18 protein-coding genes are annotated in these 24,534 nt (G+C 72.1%); 7 read left to right on the forward strand and 11 right to left on the reverse strand.

Annotated elements, in window-relative coordinates:
• Nucleotides 1–43 precede the first annotated feature (43 nt).
• The 3 genes from AB0G17_RS28020 to AB0G17_RS28030 all read right to left on the reverse strand — a co-directional run bounded on the left by AB0G17_RS28020 (nt 44) and on the right by AB0G17_RS28030 (nt 6,872).
• Nucleotides 44–1,663 carry an ABC transporter substrate-binding protein gene (locus AB0G17_RS28020; protein WP_361388596.1) on the reverse strand — a complete coding sequence of 540 codons (1,620 nt, stop codon included), beginning with the start codon at nt 1,661–1,663 and terminating at the stop codon, nt 44–46.
• Between the two features lie 455 nt (nt 1,664–2,118).
• Complete coding sequence (gene typA, locus AB0G17_RS28025; RefSeq protein ID WP_361388599.1) at nt 2,119–4,026, reverse strand: translational GTPase TypA; 1,908 nt, start codon at nt 4,024–4,026, stop codon at nt 2,119–2,121.
• 317 nt (nt 4,027–4,343) lie between these two features.
• Nucleotides 4,344–6,872, reverse strand: a complete 2,529-nt coding sequence (locus tag AB0G17_RS28030; RefSeq protein WP_361388602.1) for an ABC transporter family substrate-binding protein — start codon at nt 6,870–6,872, stop codon at nt 4,344–4,346.
• 310 nt (nt 6,873–7,182) lie between these two features.
• On the opposite strand from AB0G17_RS28030, the gene AB0G17_RS28035 reads away from it, so the two are divergent.
• Genes AB0G17_RS28035 through AB0G17_RS28050 form a run of 4 tightly spaced genes read left to right on the forward strand, consistent with a single transcriptional unit; the run spans nt 7,183 to nt 11,010 of the window.
• Nucleotides 7,183–7,470: a hypothetical protein gene (locus AB0G17_RS28035; RefSeq protein ID WP_361388605.1), complete on the forward strand. Its 288-nt coding sequence runs from the start codon at nt 7,183–7,185 to the stop codon at nt 7,468–7,470.
• Nucleotides 7,471–7,493: 23 nt separating this feature from the next.
• Nucleotides 7,494–8,312 (forward strand): hypothetical protein, encoded by an 819-nt coding sequence (locus AB0G17_RS28040; RefSeq protein WP_361388608.1) that lies wholly within the window; start codon nt 7,494–7,496, stop codon nt 8,310–8,312.
• Complete coding sequence (locus tag AB0G17_RS28045) at nt 8,312–10,240, forward strand: fumarate reductase/succinate dehydrogenase flavoprotein subunit (RefSeq protein WP_361388611.1); 1,929 nt, start codon at nt 8,312–8,314, stop codon at nt 10,238–10,240. The genes AB0G17_RS28040 and AB0G17_RS28045 overlap by 1 nt, the downstream gene beginning before the upstream one ends.
• A complete protein-coding gene (locus AB0G17_RS28050; RefSeq protein WP_361388614.1) occupies nt 10,237–11,010 on the forward strand; it encodes a succinate dehydrogenase/fumarate reductase iron-sulfur subunit in 774 nt (257 codons plus the stop codon). Before AB0G17_RS28045 ends, AB0G17_RS28050 begins: the two co-directional genes overlap by 4 nt.
• Nucleotides 11,011–11,081: 71 nt before the next feature.
• On the opposite strand, the gene AB0G17_RS28055 is transcribed toward AB0G17_RS28050, so the two are convergent.
• Nucleotides 11,082–12,035, reverse strand: a complete 954-nt coding sequence (locus tag AB0G17_RS28055; RefSeq protein WP_361388700.1) for a glycosyl hydrolase family 18 protein — start codon at nt 12,033–12,035, stop codon at nt 11,082–11,084.
• Nucleotides 12,036–12,279: 244 nt separating this feature from the next.
• On the opposite strand from AB0G17_RS28055, the gene AB0G17_RS28060 reads away from it, so the two are divergent.
• Nucleotides 12,280–14,331 carry a TPM domain-containing protein gene (locus AB0G17_RS28060; RefSeq protein ID WP_361388617.1) on the forward strand — a complete coding sequence of 684 codons (2,052 nt, stop codon included), beginning with the start codon at nt 12,280–12,282 and terminating at the stop codon, nt 14,329–14,331.
• Nucleotides 14,328–15,044 carry a PspA/IM30 family protein gene (locus tag AB0G17_RS28065; protein WP_361388620.1) on the forward strand — a complete coding sequence of 239 codons (717 nt, stop codon included), beginning with the start codon at nt 14,328–14,330 and terminating at the stop codon, nt 15,042–15,044. The genes AB0G17_RS28060 and AB0G17_RS28065 overlap by 4 nt, the downstream gene beginning before the upstream one ends.
• A 90-nt stretch (nt 15,045–15,134) precedes the next feature.
• Here AB0G17_RS28065 and AB0G17_RS28070 read toward each other — a convergent pair whose 3' ends face one another.
• From AB0G17_RS28070 to AB0G17_RS28095, 6 genes are all read right to left on the reverse strand, one after another.
• Nucleotides 15,135–17,699, reverse strand: a complete 2,565-nt coding sequence (locus AB0G17_RS28070) for a SpoIIE family protein phosphatase (RefSeq protein ID WP_361388623.1) — start codon at nt 17,697–17,699, stop codon at nt 15,135–15,137.
• Between the two features lie 168 nt (nt 17,700–17,867).
• Nucleotides 17,868–18,272, reverse strand: coding sequence for an ATP-binding protein (locus AB0G17_RS28075; protein ID WP_361388626.1), 405 nt, complete (start codon nt 18,270–18,272; stop codon nt 17,868–17,870).
• A 357-nt stretch (nt 18,273–18,629) separates the two neighbouring features.
• Nucleotides 18,630–19,112: a (deoxy)nucleoside triphosphate pyrophosphohydrolase gene (locus AB0G17_RS28080; RefSeq protein ID WP_361388629.1), complete on the reverse strand. Its 483-nt coding sequence runs from the start codon at nt 19,110–19,112 to the stop codon at nt 18,630–18,632.
• A gap of 103 nt (nt 19,113–19,215) precedes the next feature.
• Nucleotides 19,216–19,395: an SPOR domain-containing protein gene (locus AB0G17_RS28085; RefSeq protein ID WP_361388632.1), complete on the reverse strand. Its 180-nt coding sequence runs from the start codon at nt 19,393–19,395 to the stop codon at nt 19,216–19,218.
• A 270-nt stretch (nt 19,396–19,665) separates the two neighbouring features.
• Complete coding sequence (locus AB0G17_RS28090) at nt 19,666–20,418, reverse strand: GntR family transcriptional regulator (RefSeq protein ID WP_361388635.1); 753 nt, start codon at nt 20,416–20,418, stop codon at nt 19,666–19,668.
• Nucleotides 20,419–20,553: 135 nt separating this feature from the next.
• Nucleotides 20,554–21,855, reverse strand: a complete 1,302-nt coding sequence (locus AB0G17_RS28095) for a DUF4190 domain-containing protein (protein ID WP_361388638.1) — start codon at nt 21,853–21,855, stop codon at nt 20,554–20,556.
• Between the two features lie 406 nt (nt 21,856–22,261).
• Here AB0G17_RS28095 and AB0G17_RS28100 point away from each other — a divergent pair, with 406 nt between their 5' ends.
• Entirely contained in the window at nt 22,262–23,431 is a 1,170-nt protein-coding gene (locus AB0G17_RS28100; protein ID WP_361388641.1) for a pyridoxal-phosphate dependent enzyme, read from the forward strand.
• Between the two features lie 134 nt (nt 23,432–23,565).
• Here AB0G17_RS28100 and AB0G17_RS28105 read toward each other — a convergent pair whose 3' ends face one another.
• Nucleotides 23,566–24,474: a carbon-nitrogen hydrolase family protein gene (locus AB0G17_RS28105; RefSeq protein ID WP_361388644.1), complete on the reverse strand. Its 909-nt coding sequence runs from the start codon at nt 24,472–24,474 to the stop codon at nt 23,566–23,568.
• Nucleotides 24,475–24,534 lie beyond the last annotated feature (60 nt).

Here is a 24,534-nt window from a genome sequence, read left to right on the forward strand (position 1 = left end):
CCCCCTGCCCACCCTCAGCCCGTTGGTTCACGGGCTGGATCGCTCAGCTGAGCTTGACGGTGTCCCAGAGGACGTCGCCACCGGCGATCTTCATGCTCTTGATCTTCGAGCTGTAGCCAGCGTTGAGCTTGTAGAAGTACACGGGGATGTACGGCATCTCGTCGAGCAGGATGTCGTCGGCCGCCTGGTACCCCTTGACAGCCTCCTCCGGGGTCTTGCCCTGGTCGCCCTGGACGAGAAGCTTCTCGAAGTTCTCGTTCGTGTAGCCCGCGTAGTTCGAGCCGTTCTCGATGGCGTCCTTGGAGAAGATCGGACGCAGGTAGTTCTCCGCGTTCGGGTAGTCCATGTTCCAGCCCATACGGAACCCGCCGCTGTACTTCTTGGCGTCCAGGTCGTTCAGGATGGTCTGGAACTGCTCGAACGGCTTCGCGGTGACCTTGATGCCGAGGTTCTGCTGGATCTGGTTGGCGACCGCCTCGATCCAGCCCTTGTGGTCGCCGTCGGCGTTGTAGCCGATCTCCAGCGTGTTGTTCGGCAGGCCGCCGCTCTGCTTGTAGAGCTCCTTGGCCTTCGCCGCGTCCAGCTTGCACGCGTCACCACAGGCGCCCTGACGGTAGCCGGTGATGATCGGGCTGATGAAGTCGTCGGCCGGCATACGGGAGCCGAGGAAGATCTTCTCGGCGATCGTCTTCCGGTCGATCGCCATCGAGAGCGCCTTGCGGAGGTCCTTGTTCTTGAAGGCCTCGTTGTACTTCAGCGGGAAGCCGATGTAGCCGACACCGGAGTCCGACTCGTCGATCGCGCGGTCGCCGAGGTCCTTCTTGTACGTGGCGAGGCCGGACGTCGGGATCGAGTCGTCGATGTCCAGGTTGCCCGCGACCAGGTCCTTGTAGGACGTGTCGGAGTTCGAGTAGATCTTGAAGTTGATCCCCTTGACCTCGTACTTCGAGGCCTCCGGGTACTTGTCGTACTTGACGACGGAGATCTTGTCGTTGTGCTGGAACTTGCCCGACATCTTGTACGGGCCGTTACCGATCGGCGCCTCGCCGAAGGCCTTCGGGTTGTCGAAGAACACCTTCGGGAGCGGCATGAACGCCGAGAAGGAGAGCTGCGAGGTGAAGGCGGAGAACGGCGTCTCCAGGGTCACCTGAAGGGTGTTGTCGTCGACGGCCTTGAGGCCCGACATCTCCTTGGTGGCGACCTTCTTGCCCTTGCCGGGGTTCAGGTCCTTGAAACCGGCGATGTGCGAGAAGAGGGGGTTCGTCTGCTGCGCGTTGTCCTGGTTGGCGCCGTAGTTCCAGGCGTCGACGAAGGACTTCGCCGTGACGGCCTCACCGTTGTGGAAGGTGTAGCCGGGCTTCAGCTTGATCGTCCAGACCTTGGAGTCCTTGGTCTCGATCGACTGCGCCAGGTCGTTGACGACCTCGTTCTTCTCGTTCAGCTTGGTCAGACCGGTGAAGACGGCCTTGACGACCTCGCCACCCTCGGTCTCGTAGGTGTTCGAGGGCACGAGCAGGTTCTGCGGCTCGCCGATCTCCATGGAGATCACGCCGTCCGAACCCCCCTTGCCCTTACTGTCACCGTCGCCGCCACCACAGGCGGTCGCAGCCATGGCAACGATCGCCGCACCCGCGACCCACTTGGCGCTCTTGGCACCACGCATGGGTTCCTCCTCATGAGTCCACTTGTCACAACAAGAGGGGCACAAAAAGATCGCCGACACCCCTGACGGCGATCGATGAAGCGCCCCGAGTGTGCTCGTGAGTCGGCACTCCCCACAGTGCGTGACCCATTGACCCGAGCTCAGTGGAGCCAACTATTAAGTACGGCCGGGCTGTAAACCACACTTAAAGGGTCTCGTTTTGACAACATCAGGTCAGGCCAACAGTCCGAAATCCGGACAAACAGAGCACAGACAGACACGCCCGAAACGGACCGTTAACACATCTTCCGGAGAGCAGCGCTCGATATCCGAACAGGATGTAGAGGAAAACAACTTGACCGCGCGACCGCCGGAAGGCAGTGCGCGCCGCCCCGCGCGGACCCACCGTACGACAACGGCCCGGCCCCCCGCGAAGATCGCGGGGAGCCGGGCCGTGCGGCCCAACGGGGTCAGGCTCAGCCGTGCTTGGCGCGCGAGGCCGTGCGGCCGCGCTCCTTCTGGTCCAGGACGACCTTGCGGATGCGGACGGCCTCCGGGGTCACCTCGACGCACTCGTCGTCGCGGCAGAACTCCAGGGACTGCTCCAGGGAGAGCTTGCGCGGCGGGACGATCGCCTCGAAGGAGTCGGCGGAGGAGGAGCGCATGTTGGTGAGCTTCTTCTCCTTGGTGATGTTGACGTCCATGTCGTCGGCGCGCGAGTTCTCGCCGACGATCATGCCCTCGTACACCTCGGTGCCCGGGTCGGTGAAGAGCACACCGCGCTCCTGGAGGTTGGTCATCGCGAAGGCGGTGACGGCGCCCGCGCGGTCGGCGACCAGCGAACCGTTGTTACGGGTCGTCAGGGTGCCGAACCACGGCTCGTGGCCCTCGTGGATGGAGTGCGCGATGCCGGTGCCGCGCGTGCCGGTGAGGAACTCCGTACGGAAGCCGATCAGGCCGCGGGACGGGACGACGAACTCCATGCGGACCCAGCCGGAGCCGTGGTTGGACATGTTGTCCATCCGGCCCTTGCGGACGCCCATGAGCTGCGTGACGGCGCCCATGTGCTCCTCGGGCACGTCCACCGTGAGTCGCTCGACCGGCTCGTGCACCTTGCCGTCGACGAGCTTGGTGACGACCTGCGGCTTGCCGATGGTCAGCTCGAAGCCCTCGCGGCGCATCTGCTCGACCAGGATGGCCAGCGCCAGCTCACCGCGGCCCTGCACCTCCCAGGCGTCGGGGCGCTCGGTGTCCAGCACGCGCAGCGAGACGTTACCGATGAGCTCGCGGTCGAGGCGGTCCTTCACCTGGCGCGCGGTGACCTTGCGGTCCTTGACGGCCGCCTTGGCCGAGGCGCCCTTGCCGGTGCCGCCGCGGCCGACCAGCGGCGAGGTGTTGGTGCCGATGACCATGGAGATCGCGGGCTCGTCCACCGTGATCAGCGGGAGCGCGACAGGGTTCTCGGGGTCGGCGAGGGTCTCACCGATCATGATGTCCGGGATACCGGCGACGGCGCAGATGTCGCCCGGGCCCGCGACCTCGGCGGGCTTGCGGGTGAGCGCCTCGGTCATCATCAGCTCGGTGATGCGGACGTTGGACATCGAGCCGTCGCGCTTGATCCAGGCCACGGTCTGGCCCTTGCGCAGCTCGCCCTGCTCGACGCGGAGCAGCGCGATACGGCCGAGGAAGTTGTCGGCGTCGAGGTTGGTGACGTGGGCCTGGAGCGGCGCGTCCTCCTCGTACGTCGGGGCCGGGACGTGCTCCAGGATGGTGGAGAAGAACGGCTCCAGGCTGGTGGAGTCGGCCGGGACCGTGCCGTCCTCCGGCTTGGTCAGCGAGGCGATGCCGTCGCGGCCGCAGGCGTAGACGATCGGGAACTCGATCTGGTCCTCGTCCGCGTCCAGGTCCAGGAACAGGTCGTACGTCTCGTTGACGACCTCGTCGATCCGGGAGTCGGGGCGGTCCGTCTTGTTGATGCAGAGGATGACGGGCAGCCGCTGCTGGAGCGCCTTGCGCAGCACGAAGCGCGTCTGCGGGAGGGGGCCCTCGGAGGCGTCCACCAGCAGCACGACCGCGTCCACCATCGACAGACCGCGCTCGACCTCACCACCGAAGTCGGCGTGGCCGGGGGTGTCGATGATGTTGATCGTGATGGGGGCCCCGCCGTCCTTGGGGTGGTACTTCACCGCCGTGTTCTTGGCGAGGATCGTGATGCCCTTCTCACGCTCCAGGTCGTTCGAATCCATCATGCGGTCGTCGAGGGACTCGGCGGCGTGCGCGGCGAAGGAGCCGGCCTGCTTGAGCATGGCGTCGACGATGGTCGTCTTACCGTGGTCGACGTGGGCGACGATGGCGACATTGCGGATGTCGTGGCGCGTGGGCATGCTGGCTGGCGCTTCTCTCGATCGGGAATCAGGCGTCTGACGGTCGAAGCCTCGTCCGCCCGCCGGGCGCGGACACGCCACGGCTAGTCCTATGGTACGGGGCTGGCGCGCCGGAGGCCTCCCGGGCCGAACCTATGATCGTTCTGCGGGGTGCGGGGAACTGTGAGGAAGCCCTGGTCGGGGCAGCCTCGGGGCCGGGTCAAGGGCAGGTACGACCTTGCCCGCCGGCGGACCGACGGGCAAGGGACTTGAGCCAGTTCTGAGGTTCTGACCTGCTACTTCTCAGTACGGCCACCGACCGTCGCTGATCTTTTCTGTTACTTCTTCTGCCCGTTCGCGGCGCTTTCCGCCTTCTTGAAGCCGATGTCCTGGAAGTGCGGGGCGGCGAACCCGAAAGCCCCCGCATTGGCGACATTCGGCTTCACCGCGACCAGCTGCGGGCGCTGGTAGAGGGGGATGGATCCGGCCGCCGCCCAGATCCTGGCGTCCGCCTTGCGCACCAGATCGCGGGCCTCGTCCTCGTCGAGCTCCCCGACCGCCTGATCGAACAGCTGATCGATGTGGTCGGTGCCGACCCGGGTGTAGTTCTGCTCCACGACCAGCGAGCCGTCCGAGGCGGGCTCCGGCTTGGCGAAGACGGGCCGGTCGTCGGTGGCCGGGTAGGCCGTGCCGGGCCAGGAGTACAGCGCCAGATCGAAGTCGCCCGAGGCGATGTGGTCCTTGAAGTAGCTGTCGTCGGCCACCTTGGAGATCTCGGTGCTGATCCCGACGGCCTTCAGCATCTGGGCGATGCGGTCGCCCACCGCCCGCAGCTGCTCGGAGCCCGCGCCCGAGGGGAGCACGAAGCGCAGGGTGAGCGGCTTGCCGTCCTTGCCGAGCGAGCCGCCCGCCGCCGGGGCCGCGGTGCCCTTGGGGGCGTACGCGCCGGGGGCGCCGCCCGGGCGCTGGGCCTCGGTGCGCCGGACGTCCTCCTTGGTCGCGCGCTCCTTCTTCTGCCCGGCCTCGTCCTGGTGGCCGTGGCCCGCGTCGTCCAGTGACTCGGCCTGGCGCATCAGGGCGATCTCCTGGAGCGCGGCTCCACGGGCCGGGGCGAGGACGTGCGTCTCGGCGCCGGGGCCCGAGCCGCGGGGCCGGTTGTCGCCGGGCTTGCCGTCGCTCCCGACCGGGCCCTCGTCGTCGTCCTGTGCGCCGGAGCCCGGCCGGGGACCAGCCTCGTCGGCGCCGTAGGGGCCCTCGCCGACCTTCACGCCGCCCAGGGAGTACCGATTGGGCCCCGACCGGACCCGCCTGCCCTTGTCGTCGCCGACGATGTACGTGCCGTCGTCGTTGGAGTCGCCCGCGTCCCCGGCGCTCTCCCGCTTGGCGCCGTCGTCCGCCGAGGAGCCGGACGCCTTGCTGCCCGCCTTGGTCGTGCCGGGCTTCTGGCGGGCGCCGCCCGGGGTCCAGCCCGCGTCCGCGAGCAGGGCCTGCGCCTCGTGGGTGTCCTGGCCGCCGAGCGCGCCGCTGTTGTCGGCGTACGCGGGCTGGCCCGCCAGCGCCAAGTGGCTGCCGGGCGGCCGGGCGGGCAGCCCGAGCGGCTTGAGCACGATCTCCGCGAGCTCCTGGCGGTCGAGGGCCCGGGCCACCGCCCGGCGCACCCGTTCGTCGGCGAGGGGGCCGGTGCTGCCGTTGAGGGCGAGCTGGGTGTAGGCGGGCTCCAGGGACTTGCGGATGCTGAGCCCGGCCAGCCCCGCCTGCTCGTCCGCGTACCGCGCGACGGCCTCGCGGGTCTGCTTGCGGGCCCGGACCTCCGCCTCGGCCCGCTCCCCGTCGGAGCCGTGCGCGATCGCCCAGGAGCGCAGCGCGGAGGCCGGGGTGATCGCGGCGCCGGGGCCGTGGGTGAGCCCGGGGCCGTCGTTACCGCGCCCCGCGCCCTTGTCGCGCTCGGCCAGGGTGATGCGGTCGGCGGCGGACCGGTCGATCTCGGCCACGTCCAGACTGCCGTCGGCGAGGGCGGCGACCCGCTTGTCGCGCGGCACGGCCCGGAAGACCAGCTCGTCGAGCTTGCTGGGCCGGCCCCACCAGCGCGGGTTGCGGGCCAGCGTGAAGGTGCCCTTGTCGCGGTCCGAGGCCTTCAGGAGAAACGGTCCTGCAGTGGCCTTCAGCTTGGTGCGGGCGCCGTCGTTGAAGGCGTCCGGCGTGCCGGTGACGTCCTTGGGATAGAGCGGGCTGAACAGGGCCCGCCAATCCGCGTACGGCTTGGCGAAGGTGACCTTGACCTCCAGGTCGTTGGCGCCCTTCTCGATCTTCTCGATCCGCTCGTACCCCGCGTTGCGCGCGGTCCAGTACGCCGTGTCGCGGCCGCTGAGCGCGCGCCACTGGGCGACGAAGTCGGGCGCGCCGATCTCCCTGCCGTCGCTCCACACCGCCTTCTGGTTGAGCTTGTAGAGCACGACCTGCTTGGGCTCGCGCTGCACGATCTCCGCGCGCTCCAGATAGTCCGGGTTGCGCTGGGGGCGGCCGCGTTCGTCCAGGGTGAAGAGGGAGGGCAGCACCGCGCCGGTGATGCGCGCGGTGGCGGCGTCGGCGTCGGCCTGGAAGGCGTTGAGCGTCTGGGGCATCGCGTCGACGGCCCAGCGCAGGGTGCCCCCGTCGGCGACCTGGGGCCGGGCCGCCGCGCCGATGTCCTGGGGGGCGACGACCGCGCCGGCCTCGTCGTCGCCCGAGGAGCAGCCGGTCAGTGCGGGGAGCGCCAGCACACCGGAGGTGAGGAGCGCGACGGACCGGAGCGACGCGACGGTGCGGATCGCGGCGACGGTGCGGGTCGCCCGGGATGCCCTCCCGCGCTGGACGCCGACGTGGGGCATGTTTGTACCTCTTCGTCAGTTTTGTTTGCTTGGTGGCATTTCGCGATGATCACATGTATTGCTGACCCACTGAAGAGGACGGCGCCCCCGCCCGTACGGCGACACGGCGCGGCGGCGGCCGGATCCCACCCGTGCGGCGCAATGACGGCGCGTACGGGTGGGTGCGCGCCCCCGGAACCCGGTGCACACACCTTCACAATCACGGAAGTGACGCGCGACACTCTCAGGCGCATGACCTTTCGGGGGGATCCGGAGGTCGCCCTCCGGAACGACCGGTCGCCGCCCGCTAGTGCGGAAGGTAGGGCACGTCATGTCCCTGCAGGACGAGTTGACGGCAGTTCAGCGCTGTCTCGACGACCTGGTGAGGTCGGTGGGGCGGCTGGAGAAACAGGTCGGCGACGGCGGCCTGGACATCCGGCGGATACGGACCGACACCGACCATCTGCGCGAGAGCGTCGCGCTGCTGCGCGAGACCGCTCCCCGTACCGCCGAGACCCGCCCCGACCTGGTCACCATCCCGGACGCGCCCTACGACACCTCGCTGTGGACGGACTCGGACGACGAAGGTCTGGGCGCCGGCGACCGGCGCGCCCCCTGAGACTCACGCGACTGGAGCCCCTGTTGGCCACAGGCACCGAACCCCAACCGCTCACCGGCGTTCACGACGCCTCGCGCGCCGCCATCGCACCCCGCCACCTGCGCACCGACCGCTGGTGGCTGGCGCCGGCCGTGACCGCCGCCGGACTGCTCGCCTTCGTCGTCTACTCGACCTGGCGGGCCTTCGTGAACGACGACTACTACGCCGCTCCGTACGTCTCGCCGTTCTACTCGCCGTGCGTCGCCGACAACTGCGTCCCGATGCGCGGCGGCCCGAACGCCGACCTGATCGGCAGCTGGTGGGGCCTCTCGCCCGCCCTGCTCATCCTGATCTTCCCGCTCGCCTTCCGCGGCACCTGCTACTACTACCGCAAGGCCTACTACCGGGGCTTCTGGGCCTCGCCGCCCGCCTGCGCGGTGGCCGAGCCGCACAAGAAGTACTCGGGCGAGACCCGCTTCCCGCTCATCATCCAGAACATCCACCGGTACACGTTCTACTTCGCGCTGCCGGTCGCCGCGTTCCTCACGTACGACACGGTCCTCACCTACCGCGACGAGCACTACCGGTGGGGCCACATGGGGCTCGGCACCCTGGTCTTCACCCTCAACATCGTGCTGATCTGGGCGTACACCCTCTCCTGCCACTCCTGCCGGCACATCGTCGGTGGCCGGCTGCGGCACTTCTCCAAGCACCCGGTGCGCTACCGGCTGTGGGGCTGGGCCGGGAAGCTGAACCGCCATCACATGCTGCTCGCCTGGGCCTCGTTGATCAGTGTCTCGCTGGCCGACCTGTACGTGTACTTCCTCGCCACCGGGGCGTTCGACGATCCGAGGTTCTTCTGATGACGCAAGCGGAACGGCAGCAGTGGGACGTGGTCGTGGTGGGCGCGGGCGGTGCGGGCCTGCGGGCCGCCATCGAGGCCCGGGAGCAGGGCGCCCGTACCGCGGTCATCTGCAAGTCCCTCTTCGGCAAGGCCCACACGGTGATGGCCGAGGGCGGCATCGCCGCCTCCATGGGCAATGTGAACGACGGCGACAACTGGCAGGTCCACTTCCGCGACACCATGCGCGGCGGCAAGTTCCTCAACCAGTGGCGGATGGCCGAGCTCCACGCGCGCGAGGCGCCCGACCGGGTGTGGGAGCTGGAGACCTGGGGCGCCCTCTTCGACCGTACGCCGGACGGCCGGATCTCCCAGCGCAACTTCGGCGGCCACGAGTACCCGCGCCTGGCCCACGTCGGCGACCGCACCGGCCTGGAGCTCATCCGCACCCTCCAGCAGAAGATCGTCTCCCTCCAGCAGGACGACAAGCGCGAGTTCGGCGACTACGAGGCCCGGCTGAAGGTCTTCCAGGAGTGCACGGTCACCCGGGTGTTGAAGGACGGCGACCGGGTCTCGGGCGTGTTCTGCTACGAGCGCGAGTCCGGCCGGTTCTTCGTCCTGGAGGCCCCGGCCGTGGTGCTGGCGACCGGCGGCATCGGCAAGTCCTTCAAGGTGACGTCCAACTCGTGGGAGTACACGGGCGACGGCCACGCGCTCGCGCTGCTCGCCGGTGCGCCGCTGCTGAACATGGAGTTCGTGCAGTTCCACCCCACCGGCATGGTCTGGCCGCCCTCGGTCAAGGGCATCCTGGTCACCGAGTCGGTGCGCGGCGACGGCGGCGTGCTGCGCAACTCCGAGGGCAAGCGCTTCATGTTCGACTACGTGCCGGACGTCTTCAAGGAGAAGTACGCGGAGTCCGAGGCCGAGGGCGACCGCTGGTACGAGGACCCGGACCACAACCGCCGCCCGCCCGAGCTGCTCCCGCGCGACGAGGTCGCCCGCGCCATCAACTCCGAGGTGAAGGCGGGCCGCGGCTCCCCGCACGGCGGCGTCTTCCTGGACGTCTCCACCCGGATGCCCGCCGAGGTCATCCGGCGCCGGCTGCCCTCCATGCACCACCAGTTCAAGGAGCTGGCCGACGTCGACATCACGGCCGAGCCGATGGAGGTCGGCCCGACCTGCCACTACGTGATGGGCGGCATCGCCGTCGACTCCGACACCGCGGCCGCGCGCGGGGTGCCCGGTCTGTTCGCCGCGGGTGAGGTGGCCGGCGGGATGCACGGCTCCAACCGGCTCGGCGGCAACTCCCTCTCCGACCTGCTGGTCTTCGGCCGCCGCGCCGGGCTGCACGCCGCCGAGTACGCCTCGGCCCTGGCGGGCGCCCGCCCGGCCGTCGACGAGGCCCAGGTGGACCTGGCGGCCGCGGAGGCCCTGCGGCCGTTCAGCGCCGAGCCGCAGGAGGGCGCGGCGCCGGAGAACCCGTACGCCCTCCACCAGGAGCTCCAGCAGGCCATGAACGACCTGGTCGGCATCATCCGCCGGGACGCGGAGATGCGGCAGGCGCTGGAGAGACTGGCCGAGCTGCGCGTACGGGCCCGGCGGGCCGGGGTGGAGGGGCACCGCCAGTTCAACCCGGGCTGGCACCTCGCCCTCGACCTGCGGAACATGCTCCTGGTCAGCGAGTGCGTGGCGCGCGCGGCCCTGGAGCGCACCGAGAGCCGGGGCGGCCACACCCGCGAGGACTGGCCCGCGATGGACCGCACCTGGCGGCGCGCGAACCTGCTGTGCCGGCTCGCCGACCCCACCGAGGGGCTCGCGGCCACCGATCCGGTGCGGGGCCAGATCCGGCTGTCGCGCGAAGAGACCGAACCCATCCGTGCCGACCTGCTCGCCCTCTTCGAGAAGGAGGAGCTGGTCAAGTACCTCGCCGAAGAGGAGCTCTACGAGTGACCACGTATGACGCGAGCTTCCGGGTCTGGCGGGGCGACACCGGCGGCGGCGCCCTGGAGGACTTCACGGTGGAGGTGAACGAGGGCGAGGTCGTCCTCGACATCATCCATCGGCTCCAGGCGACCCAGGTCCCGGACCTGGCCGTGCGCTGGAACTGCAAGGCGGGCAAGTGCGGTTCGTGCTCGGCGGAGATCAACGGGCGGCCGCGGCTGATGTGCATGACGCGGATGTCGGTCTTCTCGCAGGAGGAGACGATCACGGTCACCCCGCTGCGGGCGTTCCCGGTCGTCCGCGACCTGGTGACCGACGTCACCTTCAACTACGAGAAGGCCCGGGAAGTTCCCGCCTTCGTCCCTCCGAAGGGGGTCGCGCCGGGCGAGTACCGGATGCAGCAGGTCGACGTGGAGCGCTCGCAGGAGTTCCGCAAGTGCATCGAGTGCTTCCTGTGCCAGGACACCTGTCATGTGGTGCGCGACCACGAGGAGAACAAGGCCGCCTTCGCGGGGCCGCGCTTCCTGATGCGGATCGCGGAGCTGGACATGCACCCGCTGGACGCGGCGGACGAGACGGGCCTGGACCGCAAGCGCACCGCCCAGGACGAACACGGCCTCGGCTACTGCAACATCACCAAGTGCTGCACGGAGGTCTGCCCCGAGCACATCAAGATCACCGACAACGCGCTGATCCCGCTCAAGGAGCGGGCGGTGGACCGCAAGTACGACCCGCTGGTCTGGCTCGGCAACAAGATCGGGCGCCGGTCGGGGAGCTGACCGCGGAGCCGACAGCGGCGGGGCCCGGCATCAGTGGATGCCGGGCCCCGCCGTCGCCGTACTGCCGCGCCTCAGTTCCAGCCCTTGTCGTACGCGGCCCAGTCCTGGTCGCGCGCGGTGAAGTCGACGTAGAGCGCCACGCCGAAGTGCTCGCGGTGGCGGTCGGTGCGGCCCAGACCGAGCCGTACACCGCGCACGCCCGCCTTGACCGTCTCGGCCGAGGCGTGGTGACCCATGGTCTCCGTCTGGAAGAACGGCAGCCCCATCAGCAGGTCGGTGTCCTTGGGCGTCACTTCGAGCGCCAGCGAGGCCTGCTGGGCGACATAGCCGCCATACAGGCTCTCCAGCGGCATCGAGGTGTCGTACGACATCACGGCGATCTGGTCGACGCGCTTGGCCACCTGCCCGAAGTACGCCTGCGACCACCACTTGGGGTGCCCGGCGATCTTGCGGGCGGCCGAGTGCAGCTTCGGCACCGGGTCGATCTGGTGCGCGGCGACCGACAGCGTCGCGTGCTGTGCGCGCGTCACGGGCCGCACCGCGTCGAGCAGTTCGAGGAAGTGACGGTTGCCCGAGGGCATCGGCTCCAGGTCGAAGTGGACGCCGTCGAAGCCGCCGCCCGCCAGCACCCGGCGGGCCGATTCCACCATCGCGGCGCGGGTGGCCGGGCGCTCCAGGCGCAGGCCCTTGGGGCCCTCGGTGGCGAGCTTGTCGCCGAGCCAGGCCTGCACGCGCACGCCGGGCAGCCTGCGGTGCACGCCGTCGACCAGCCAGCGCGCCTTCGGGTAGCGGGCCGCGGGCAACGTCCCGTCGTGCTCCAGGGGGCCGGCGTGGACGTACAGGTCGTGTATCCCCGTCTCCCGTACGCGCGCGGCGAAGACGTCCAGGTCGCGGTCGCCCTTGCGGCCGTCGACCCAGGCGTGGCCGAGCCAGATGGCGTCCCGGCCGCGTGTTCTGGTGCCGTCGCCGGGGTCGCCCGCGTAGCTGCTGCGCAGCGCCACGGCGCCGACCACCATGGGCGCCATCACCAGGAGCACGGCCGCCAGCGCGGCACGCCGCACCCACGTCCGTGCCGGGCGCCGGAGCCACCGGCGCAGGCCGTCGACTCCGGCCGATATTGCTGTCCGCACGAGTACCCCTGACTGTCAGTGTGCCGTGGAAGTATGACCTCCCGGTGGCGTACCGCCCAACGACCGGGCCACGGATCGGCGGGTCCCGGGTGCTCCCGCCCGGTCGCGGAGCGGCAGATACCGCCATACGCTCACAAATGTGACGCCGCGTGTCAGTCGCACCGGACCCCGCACAGCCGCCCGGGCCGTCCGGGCCCTCGTGGCCGTGCTGCTGGCCATGGGCTGGACGGCGCTGCCCGGCGCGGAGCCAGCGCACGCCGAGGACCCGGTGGCGCTCGCCGAGAGCGGGCGGATCACCGACCTCGCGCACGCGCTGGGCGCGAGCGCGCCGCGGGTCGCCGCCGCGCTCGACCGCCTCTACGACGACCGCCACGTCCAGCTCTTCGCGGTGTACGTGGACGACTTCTCCGGCCGCACCGCCCAGGACTGGGCCGACACCACCGCGCAGAAGAACGGGCTGAGCCGCGACGACGTCCTGCTGGCCGTCGCCACCGGGACGCGCCAGTACGCGTACTCCGTCGACCAGGACTTCCGGCTCAGCGACCAGGTGCTGGGCGAGGTGGCCCGCGACTCGGCCGAACCCGCCCTGCGGCGCGGCGACTGGGCGGGGGCCGCGATCGGCACGGCCGAGGGGCTGGACACGGCCCTGGCGGAGCCCGCCCGGCACGACGGCTCGGCCTCGGCGAGCGACTACGTCATGCCCGTCGCCGTCCTCGCGGGCGCGGCGGCGGCCGCCGCGTACGCGTACGCGCGCAGGAAGCGGCGGGCCGCCACCCGCACGACACCGGCGAGCGCGCAGGGGGCGGGCGCTCAGGACGCGGGCGCTCAGGGCTGGGAGCGGGGTGCGGCCACGCCCCGGGAACCGGCCGCGCTGCGAGCGGAGGCGGACCGGACGCTGGTCGCCACCGATGACGCCATCCGTACGAGTGACGAGGAACTGGGTTTCGCCACCGCCCAGTTCGGGGAGAAGGCGGTCCGGCCGTTCGCACGGGCCCTCGGGCACGCGCGATCCGAGCTGGCCACCGCGTTCCGGCTGCGCCAGCAGCTCGACGACGAGCCGCCGCCGGAGGGGCTCACCCTGCCGGAGGGACCCGCCCCGCCCGACGAGCCGGAGCTGCCGGAGGAGGGCGGGGCGGGCCGGCGGCGGATGCTGCGGGAGATCGTCGCGCGCTGCGCGGAGGCCGGCCGGCGCCTCGACGCCGAGTCGGAGGCCTTCGACGCGCTGCGCGCCCTGGAGCGCGACGCCCCCCAGGCGCTCGCCTACGTCGAGTCCACCTTCCGTACGCTCACCGGGCGTATGGCCGCGGCGGACTCGACGCTGACCGCACTGCACCAGCGGTACGCGCAGCCCGCGACCGCGCCGGTCGCGGGCCATGTCGAGGAGGCCAAGGAGTACCTGGTCGCCGCCACGGCCCGGCTCAACGCGGGCCGCCAAGCCCTCGACGCGGGGGACCGGGGCGAGGCCGCGGAGCAGGTGCGCGCCGCCGAGAGCGCCGTCGCGCGGGTGGCGACGCTGGTGGACGCGATCGAACGGCGGGGCCGGGAACTCGCGGACGCGGAAGAGCTGTTGCCCGCCGCGCTCTCCGACACCGAGGCGGATCTGGCCTCGGCGCGGGAGCTGCTGGAAGGCGCTGCCCAGTCCCCCGCCGGCCTGCCCGGTCTCGTCGCCCGGGCCGAGACGGTGCTCGTCGGCGTCGGGCGGGCACGGGCGGCCGGCCCGTACGACCCGATCGAGGCGCTGCGCCGGGTCGGGGAGGCGGAGGCGGCGCTGGACGAGGCGGTGGGTGAGGCCCTGGGCAAGGCCTCTGAGGCCCCGGGTGAGGCTCAGGGCGTACGGGAGCGCGAGGGCGGCGCGGGGCGCTCCCGCGCGCGCTTGGACCGGGCGGCGCTCACGGCCCGCGCGGCCGTCGCGGCAGCGGACGACTACATCGCCACCCACCTGGACGCCGTCGGCGCCGCGGCCCGGACCCGGCTCGCGGAGGCCCGGCGCCACCTCGCACAGACCGACGAGACGGCCGGGCCGGACGTACCGGGCGCGCTCGCCGAGGTGCGGCGGGCGGACGCCCTGGCTCGGCAGGCGCAGAGCCTCGCGGAGGCGGATGTGGAAAGCGGGGAGGAGAACGGGAACCCGAACGGGCGGGGCGGTGCATCAGGAGCAGAGGACCTTCCGGGGCAAGGAGAAGAGCCATGAGCGACAGGCAGTCGATTCTGGGCAGGGTCGTCCAGCTGGCGAAGGCCAACGTCAACGTGCTCCTCGACCAGGCCGAGGACCCGCGGAAGATGCTGGACGAGCTGATACGGGAGTTCACGGGCAACATCGCGGAGGCGGAGCGGGCCGTCGCCGCGACGGTGGACGACGTGCGCCTGATGGAGCAGGACCGGCGCGAGGACCTGGCCGCCGCCAGGGAGTGGGGCGACCAGGCGGTCACGGCCAGCAGGAAGGCCGACGGGCTGCGCGCGGACGGCTTGGCGGACGACGCCGACCGGTTCGACCGCCTCGCCAAGGTGGCGCTGGGCAGACAGGTGCAGTCGGAGCGGGAGGCGCGGGAGGCGGAGCCGACGATCGCGGCGCGGACGGAAGTGGTGGACAGACTCAAGTCCGGCCTGGCCCGGATGAAGTCCCAGCTGGACGTCTTGAGGGCGGAACACGGCGAGTTGGCGGCGCGGGCGACCTCTGCGCGGGCGGAAGACCAGGCGCTGGACGGCCTTGAGGGCGTCGCTCTGCTCGACCCGACCGGTGAGATACCCCGCTTCGAGGACAAGATGCGGCGCGAGGAGGCACGAGCGCTGGGCAGGCGGGAACTCGCCGCCTCGTCCCTGGACGCCCAGTTCGAGCACGTGGACACCTCGAGCGACACGGCGGAGGTCGAGGCACGGCTGGCGGCGCTGAAGGCGACCACGTAGGCGCTGGCGCAGGCGGGACAGGGGGCAGCGTGCCGACAGCGCGTCCCCGGTATTGACTCGCCCGGGTACGCACCTGACACGCCCCCGGGGTCAGAACATGCTGAGCAGCTGCTCCTCCGTCAGCTCGGCCACGGGGCTGGACTCGCCGTCCGGAAGCGCGAGTTCGAACCAGACCGTCTTGCCGCGCGGGGTGCGGCGCGAGCCCCACGACGCGCTCAGCATGCCGACGAGCTGGAGCCCCCGGCCGCCCTCGTCCGTGTCCCGGGCCCGCCGCCGTCTCGGCTGGACCAGACCCGCGTCCCACACCTCGCAGACGAGCGTGCGGTCCCGCAGCAGCCGGAGCCGTACCTCGCCCTCGCCGTACCGCAGGGCGTTGGTAACGAGTTCGCTGACCAGCAGCTCGGTGGTGTCGACGAGGTCGTCCAGGTCCCAGGCGAGCAGCTGGGTGCGGGCGAGCTCGCGGGCGCGGCCGACCGAGCGCGGCGAGCGCGGCAGCCGCCAGTCGCCGACGGCGTCCGTGGGCAGGCCCTGAATACGAGCCATGAGCAGGGCGATGTCGTCCTCGCCGTGGCGGGTGTCGAGGGTGTTGAGGACCTGGTCGCAGACGTCCTCCAGGGCCGGGACCGGGTCGCTGATGGCCTTGCGGAAGGCTCGCAGGCCCTCGTCCAGGGGGTGGTCGCGGGACTCCACGAGACCGTCGGTGTAGAGCGCGAGCAGGGCGCCCTCGGGAAGGTCGACCTCGATCTCCTCGAACGGCTCCCCGCCCACGCCGAGCGGCAGCCCGGGCGGCATGTCCAGGAACAGCGCGGGCTCGCCGGGCTCGACCAGGACCGGCGGCAGATGGCCCGCGTTGGCGATGGAGCAGCGCCGCGTCACCGGGTCGTACACGGCGTACACACAGGTCGCCAGGTACACCTCGGTGAGGTCGGCCTCGCGGGACTTGTGGGCGGTGCGGGAGCCGGGGCGGCCGCGCCGGTTGCCGCCGGGCGCGCGGTCGGGGCCTCCGGGGTCGCCCAGGCCCCGGGCGATCTCGTCCAGGTGCGAGAGCACCTCGGCGGGCTCCAGGTCGAGCATGGCCAGGGTCCGTACGGCGGTGCGCAGTTCGCCCATGGCGACGGCGGCCCGCAGCCCGCGGCCCATCACGTCGCCGACGACCAGGGCGGTGCGGTGGCCGGGGAGTTCGATGACGTCGAACCAGTCGCCGCCGACCTCGGTGGCGGCGTTGCCCGGCAGATAGCGGCAGGCGATGTCCAGCCCGGCGGCCTCGGGGTCGCCGGGCGGGAGGAGGGAGCGCTGCAGTATCAGCGCGCGCTCGTGCTCCCTCCGGTAGAGGCGGGCGTTGTCGATGCAGACGGCGGCGCGGGAGGCGAGTTCGGTGGCGAGGGCGCGGTCGCGCTCGCCGAAGGGCTCGCTGCCCTTGGCGCGGGAGAACTGGACGAGGCCGACGACGGTGTCGTGGGCGACCATCGGGACGGCGAGCGTGGTGTGCACCAGGCTCCCCTCGTCGCCCGGTACGGCACGGAGGCGACCGGTGCGCAGGGCGTCTGCGCAGGGCGAGTGGAAGGGGTAGCGATGCACGTCTCCCACGGAGACGGACGCGGCCGGGGCGGTGGCTCCGCTGAGGGTGAGGGGCGTGTCCGAGACGGCGCTGGCGAAGGCGACCCGGCGCAGCTCGGCGCGGCCGTCGACGCGGTTCTGGATGGCGTCGTCCCCGGCGAGCAGCGCCTGGTACAGGTCGACGGAGGCCAGGTCGCAGAAGCCGGGGACGGCGACGTCGAGGAGTTCGCGGGCGGTGGTCTCCAGGTCGAGGGAGTTCCCGATCCGGTTGCCCGCCTCGTTGAGCAGGGCGAGGTTGCGGCGGGCGTCGGCGGCCTCCCGGGCGGCGTTGTGGCGGCGGGTCACGTCGATGCCGAGGCTGGCGACGCCGATGGGCCGCCCGGTGCCGCTGTGCACGCGGTAGAGGTTGATCGACCAGTGGCGGCGGGCCGGGTCGCCGGGCGCGGTGCCGACGAGCTGGAGGTCGGTGACGGCCTCGCCGGTGTCGAGGACACGCTGGAGGGCGGCGGCCATCCGGTCGGCCTCGGCGCGGTTCAGATAGTCGTGGACGGTGCGGCCGCGGTGCTCTTCGGGCTCGCCGCCGAAGACGGTGGCGAAGCGCCGGTTGGCGCGCAGGACGGTGAGGTCCGTATCGAACAGCAGGAAGCCGAAGGGAGATTGACCGAAAATGGCCTGCGAGGCAGCGAGGTCCGTCTCTATGCCGCGCAACGCCCGGACATCGACGACGATACAGAGCGCGCCGCGCTCCCCGGCCGCCGTCTCACTGGGCATCACATACAGCTCGGCGAGCCCGTGCCGCCCCTCCCGCTCCGGTGTACGGAAGGGGACGAGGCCGGTCCACTCGCGCCCGTCCAGGATCTCGGCGACCCGCCGGTGACCTCGGGAGCGCAGCTCAGGGGGCATGAAGGCGTCGACCGGGTCGACGCCCACGACCTCGCGGGCGGTCAGCCCGAACTGCTCCTCGGCCCGCAGGCTCCACTGCTCGATCAGCCCGTCGGGCCCGATCGAGAACGAGGCGACCCTGATGTAGTCGTATATCGAGCCAGGCGGGCTGCTCTGCCACACGACGCCGCCAGCCGTCTCAGGTATCTCGCTCACGCGACCGTCCCCTCCAGCTCACCGCACCGGACCGGCCTTGACCGCAGTATTCAGTACTACGGCCCGCACCGACACGGCGTTCACGATCACATCCCGGTCTCGTTCTTTTCCGGCCGTCTCCCGACCTCGCCGTCCGAACGGGTTGTGATCGTTCGTCCCTCCCTCCTTCTAACCCGGCAGGGCCAGCTCGAACCACACGGTCTTGCCCGTCCTGCCGCGCCGGGTCCCCCAGCGCCGTGCAGAACAAGCCACCAACTGAAGGCCCCGGCCCCCTTCGTCGTCCGGTCCGGCGTCCCGTTCGACGGGCTCCTCCGGCAGCGGGTCGGAGACCTCCACCAGCAGGGCGCCGGGGTGGGGGCGGGCCATCCGCACCCCGATGGGCCCCGACGCGTACCGCAGGGAATTGGTCACGAGTTCACTGACCAGCAGCACCGCCACGTCGCTGGCGGCAGGGTCCAGCTCCCAGCCACGCAGCGTGTCCCGGACGGCGTGGCGCGCGGTGCGCACCGCGTTGGCCTCCGCCGGGAAAGTCCACTCGGCGCAGCCGCCGGAGGTGTCGATCACGCCGCTCACCCGCATCCGACTCTTCGGGGGGTTTAGAAGGATTAATAGGCACATACCCGATATTTTGGGTCAGCTATCCCTTGATGGGGCGCATGGTGGCACGAACGGCGCAGGGGCGCGGCAGGGGCGTACGGGGAGAGAGGGGCGCGCGGCGGCCCGGCGGGGTCTTCCGGGTGCGGATGCCCGGTGGCCCCGGCGGGCCGCCGCACCCGTCGCGGGCCGGACGCTCGGCACCCCCGCCGCGCCCTCCCGGGCCGATGCTCGGCGGGCCGCCGCACCCCTCGCGGGCCGGACGTTCAGGACCCGACGCGCCCTCCCGGGCCGCGATGCTCGCCGGCCCGCCGCATCGCCTCCCGGGCCGGATGCTCAGCGACCCGGCGCGCCCTCCCGGGCCTCCCGGGCCGCCTGGATGTCCGGCTCCCGGAGGTCCGGCTCCCGGGTGCCCGCCTCCCGGAGGTCCGCCGCCAGCATCCGTGCCGCTTCCTCCACCGCCGGCCGGTCCTGCGGCAGCCAGTCGACCTCGTCCGTCTCGTCGGGGGCGAGCCAGCGCAGGGCGTCGTGGTCCTCCAGGGGCCGGGGCCGGCCGGAGGCCAGCCGAGCGGTCCACACCCACAGCACCAGGCCCGGCTTCAGCGGCCACTCCCCCGGAATCCGCTCCAGCGGCTCGGCCTCCACGCCCAGTTCCTCGCGCAGCTCGCGGACCAGGGCGGCCTCGGGGTGCTCGCCCGGCTCCACCTTGCCGCCGGGCAGCTCCCAGCGCCCGGCCAGCTCGGGCGGGGCGCTGCGGCGCGCGGCGAGCAGCCTGCCCCGGTCGAACACGGCTCCGGCCACCACCACACGAACGTCCATGCGCCGGAGCGTAACCCGCGTCCGGCGCGGCCCGGCCCGGCGGGCCGTCGCCCGGCCCGGGCCTCCCGCCCGCGCCCGCCGGGCGGCACGTCGCCGCGGCCCGCTACTGCGCCGGCTGGGCGATCCGCTCGACCCAGTACAACTGGCGGTGCCCCCGGTCATCGAGGCTGTCGACGATCTTCTGGGCCTCGGCCCGGGTGGCGTACCTGCCCACGCGGTAGCGGTTGCCGTTGTCGTCCTGGCGTATGACCTGCCAGGAAAGCACCACGCCACCGTCGTTCATCGCGCCCCTCCCGCTGTCGGCGTGCAGGTCGGTGAAGATCCCCAGGAAACCGCATTCCGCATATGCCCGAGCGTACGCCTGACCTTCACTCAGCGGATCCGTATTTACACAAAGAGATACGGATCCGGCCACACAAGGGCAAGAGAACGGGGGCGCACCCCTGGGAGTGCGCCCCCGTCACGGGAGTTGACGCCGAGTCAGCCCACCACCGCCACCGCCGTCGCCACCACGGCCACCGCCACCTCACCGACAGGCAGTGGGCGGCAAGCGCTACTTCACCGGCAGGTGGTACGCGATCCGGTACCGGTCGGCGGGGACGACGACGTCGGCCGTCTCCACCGCGCGCCCCGACGCGTAATACGTCCGCTCGATGACGAGCACCACATGGCCCGGGACCCCGCCGAGCGCCATGAGCTCCTCCGCCAGCCCCGGGCGCGCGCCGACCTCCTCCACCACGTTGTCCACGACCACGTCGATCGCGGCCATCCGCTCGACGACACCGCACCCGCCGAGCGGCCCCTCCTCGGGCAGCATCACCGGGGTGCGCCCGGTCACCGCGAGGGGCTCCCAGGAGGTGGAGAGCATCATCTGCTCGCCCGCGTCCCGGTACACGTACCGGGTGCGCATCACGCGGTCCCCGGGGGCGATGCCGAGCCGCTTGGCGATCTCGGCGGACGCCCCCTCCTGCTCGCTGTTCGACTCCCAGGTGCCCCGGGTGCCGTCCTCGGCCTGCTCCTGGCGGAACGGGCTGGCCCCCCTGGCCGGGCGGAACCCGGACCGGGCCACGCGGCGCGGGACGGGGCGCTCCCTCACGTACGTACCCGACCCGGAGCGGCCCTCGACCAGACCCTCGGCCATCAGGACCTTGCGGGCCTCCAGGGCGACCGTGTCGGAGACCCCGTACTCCTCGCGGATGCGGGCCTGTGAGGGGAGGCGGGTGTGCGGTGGCAGTGAACCACTGACGATCTTCTGCCGGAGATCGCTGGCTACGCGCAGATAAGCCGGCTGCTCACCGAAAGTCACTGGCCACTCCCATCAGGTTGACAGACTGCAACAGCGTGGCAACCGTGGGTTGTGCACCGCAAGCCAAGGCCAAAGTTTCACTCGAAGTGATGACCTGCCCATGCCCAGGGGGTACCGCGGGTAGGACTACCCGTGTCAGACCGCCTTGGAACCGTCGCTTCCGCTTCCGGCTCCGGCCTCCCTTCCGGAGCCCGGCCCGTCCTCGGTGCCGCCGCTGTCGGTGCCGCCACTGTCCGTACCGCCGTCGGCGCTGCCCGAACCGCCGCTGCTGCCCCCGGAGTCGGTGGCGGGCGGTGTGGTGGCCAGGTGCAGCGCGCGGCGCGCGGCGACCTCCGTGGCCTGCCGCAGGGCGCGGTCCGCCGCGCCCGAGTGGAGGTAGAACGTGTCGGCGTTCGCGGCCCCGGCCGCCTTCGCCCACTCCTTGCCCGCCAGCTCGGCCTCCTGGGCGCGGGCGCGCACCTGCGCGTCCGCGGCGGCGGGCCAGGCGCGCTCGCGCAGCCGGGCGCTCTCCTGGTCCAGCACCTGAGCGACCTGCCCGGCCCACTTCTTGAAGGCGGGCAGGTCGTCCTCGACGCGGTCCTGGTCGGGGCCGGCGGCGATCACCCGGTCATACGCGTTGGAGGCGCGCAGATAGGTCATCTGGTCGGCGTCGAGGCGGCGGGCGTCGTTGCGCACCGAGCCCGTGAGCTTGCCGCTGCTGGTGGCGAAGGAGCAGGTCACCGAGTGGTCGCCGAGCCGCCAGCTGCGGGTGCTGGGCGTGTAGTAGTACGACTCCGCCTCCACCGGCAGCGCCCAGCTGTCCATCGCGTACTCCTGCTCGACGGCCCAGCACTTGCGGTCGGCGAGCGCGGTGATCGCCTTGTCGCCGGGGAAGGAGGAGCCCTCCACCTTGAAGGAGCCGGAGACCTCGCCGTCGTGCGGCTTGGCGCACGACACGATGGTCACGTTCACGACCTCGCGCTCCAGCTCGCCGCCGGGGACGTTGAAGCAGTCGCCCTTGCGCAGGTCCATGGTGCTGCGCGTGCTCCTGGCGTCGTCGATGCCGTCCCGGAACCCGTCCCAGAAGGCGCTCACGGCGCCGGTGACGACGAGGACGACCGCCAGGACCGTACTGATCGCGGAGAGCACCACACCGGTGATCGCCATGCCCTTGCCGCGCTGCCCCTGCTTCCGGATCCGCCGCAGGGCGAGGACGCCCAGGACCAGACCGAGCGGCGGCACACAGCAGACGATGCCGGTGACCAGCGAGGCGATGGCGAGCCCACTGGTCCTGGCCGCCTGGAGAGGGGGATACGGCTGCGGATACGCCGCCGGGTACGGGTACCAGGGCTGCTGCGGCCCGGGGTGGGGTCCGGGCGGGGGCGGCGGCCAGCCGGGGCCGTGGCCCTGACCCGGCTGCGACGGCGGCTCGGGCGCGGGCGGCGGCGGTATGTCCACGGGTGAGGGCTCCTCGTCGAGGTCAGCGAACTGCTGCGCGAATCGTACGCGGGAGGCGGTGGGGACCGGCGGCCGAAGCGGACGGTGCCCTTCCGTCGGGCGTTCGGGGGGCGGGGCGGGCACTTCGTGCGCGGGGGCGGTGGGGGGGCTGACGGCCGAGGCGGACGGCGCCCTTCCGTCGAGCGTTCGGGGTGCGGGGCGGACACTCCGTACAGCGGGCACTCCGTATAGGGGAGCCGACGGGCGGGGCCGGCGGCGAAGCGGACGGTGCCCTTCCGTCGGCCGTCCAGGGTGCGGCGCGGGCACTCCGTGCGCGGGAGGCGGCGGGGGGCTGACAGTGAAGCGGACGACACCCCTCCGCCGGCCGCCCGGGGTGCGGCGCAAGCCCTGGCCCTAGGGTCGCTGTATGACACACACGAACGCACCTCACCCCGGGCTCTCCGGGCATGCCGACGCGCGCGCGGCGGCGGCGTACCGCTGCCCCCAGGACGGCACCCGGGTCCCCGTCGAGGCCGCCGCCCCTTGGTGCTGCCCGGCCTGCGGGGGCCCGTGGGACCTGGACTTCGCCGCCGGGGCCGTGGAGCTGAAGTCGCTTACGGGGCGCGTCGGTTCGCTGTGGCGGTACGCGGAGGCCCTGCCGCTCGACGGCCCGCCGCCGGTCACGCTGGGCGAGGGGCGCACGCCGCTGGTGCCGCTCACCGACACGGTCACGGCCAAGCTGGACTTCCTGATGCCGACGCTGTCCTTCAAGGACCGGGGCGCGGTGATGCTCGCCGAGCTGGCCCGGCGCCTGGCGCCCGAGCGCGTGATCGCGGACAGCAGCGGCAACGCGGGCACGTCGGTCGCCGCGTATCTGGCCCGGGCCGGTCTGCCGTGCACGGTGTACGTGCCCGAAGCCACGTCGCCGAAGAAGGTCGAGCAGATCGGGGCGCACGGCGCCCGGGTCGTACGCGTCCCCGGCGACCGCGAGGCCACAGCCCGCGCCGCCCGGACGGCCGCCGACACCCCCGGGACGTTCTACGCCTCGCACGTCTTCAACCCGTACTTCCTGCACGGCACCAAGACGTACGTCTACGAGCTGTGGGAGGAACTGGGCGGCAGGCTCCCCGGCGCGATCGTCGTCCCGGTCGGCAACGGCACCCTGCTGCTCGGCGCGGCCCTCGCCACGGCCGAGCTGTACGCGCACGGCCTGATCCCCGAGCGCCCCGCCCTGGTCGCGGTCCAGGCGGAGGCGGTTTCGCCGCTGGCGGGGGCGTTCCGGGCGGGGACGGAGGAGGTGGCACAGGTGGCGGAGGTGGCCTCAGCCGAGACGCTGGCCGAGGGGATCGCGATCCCGCGCCCGCCCCGGGCCCGCCAGATCCTGCGGGCGGTGCGCGAATCGGGCGGCACGTTCCTGACGGTGACGGAGGACCAGATCCGCGCGGCCCAGCTGGACCTGGCCGGACGCGGCCTGTTCGTGGAGTCGACCGGGGTGGCGTGCTGGGCGGCGGTCACGGCGTCCCCGGAAGCGCTCGGGGGGCGCGAGGCGGTGGTGCCGTTGTGCGGGGCGGGGCTGAAGACGGGGGTGGCGGGGTAGGGGGCGCGGGGGGGCCGGGGCGGGGTGCGGAGCGGGCGCCGCCCGTCGCGGGGTACGCAGCGGGCGCCGCCCGTCGCGGGGTACGCAGCGGACGCCGCCGCGGCGGGTTACCGAGCGGGCGTCGCCGCGGCGGGCTACCGAGCGGACGCCGCCGCGGCCGCAGCCCGTACGGCACGCCGAGGCGCCACGCCGGCACCCCCCGCACCCCCGGCGTCCCCCAACTCCCTCCACTCCCCCAACTCCCTCAGATCCCGAAGCATCGGCTCGGCCTCGCGGGCGGCGTGCAGGGCGTCCGGGGTCAGGTCGGCGAAGACGATCTCCTCACCGTCTGGCCCGGCCTCGGCGACAACGCGCCCGTCCGGCCCCCACACCGCACTGCTCCCGCAGGTCTCCCACTCCCCCGTCCGCCCGACGTGGTTGGCGAGCACCGCGTACACCGTGTTGTCGAGGGCCCGCGCGGGGAACCAGACGCGCGACTCGTGGTACCCGCTGCCGACGCCGAACAGCGCGCCCACCACGTACGCGTGGCAGCCGTCCAGCGCCGCGGCCCGCGCGTGCTCGGGGAAGCCGGAGTCGTAACAGATCCCCAGGCCGAGCCGCCACTCCTCCACTTCGAGGGTGAAACCGGCGGAGCCGGGCCGGTACACCGCGCGCTCGGCCTTGAAGAGCACCTGCTTGTCGTACCGCGCACGGACCCCGGCCCCGTCGACGACCAGCGCGGATACGAACAGCTCCCCGCCGTCGTACACCGCGGCCCCCACGACCGCGACCACACCGCTCTCCCGACAGGCGGCGACGACGGGAGCGAGCCGAGGATCCCCGACCCCGTTCACTGCACACCGCCCGGGATCGGCCCGGATGAGCTCGGGCTCGTACCCGGTGAGGAACTTCTCGGCGAACACGACGACCCGCGCCCCACCGTCCCCGGCGGCCCGAACGAGCCGGGCGACGGTGGCGGCGTTGGCGACGACGTCACCGGGGGCGACGGGGGCCTGGGCGGTGGCGATGCGGAGGGGGTGCGAGGGTATGGCGAATTCGGTCACGTGGGGAATTCGATCACAGCCGGTGGCTGGCGCCCCCGCGCCGCTATCACCTGGCCGAGC

The organism is Streptomyces sp. NPDC023838, assembly GCF_040639555.1.
GTDB lineage: Bacteria > Actinomycetota > Actinomycetes > Streptomycetales > Streptomycetaceae > Streptomyces.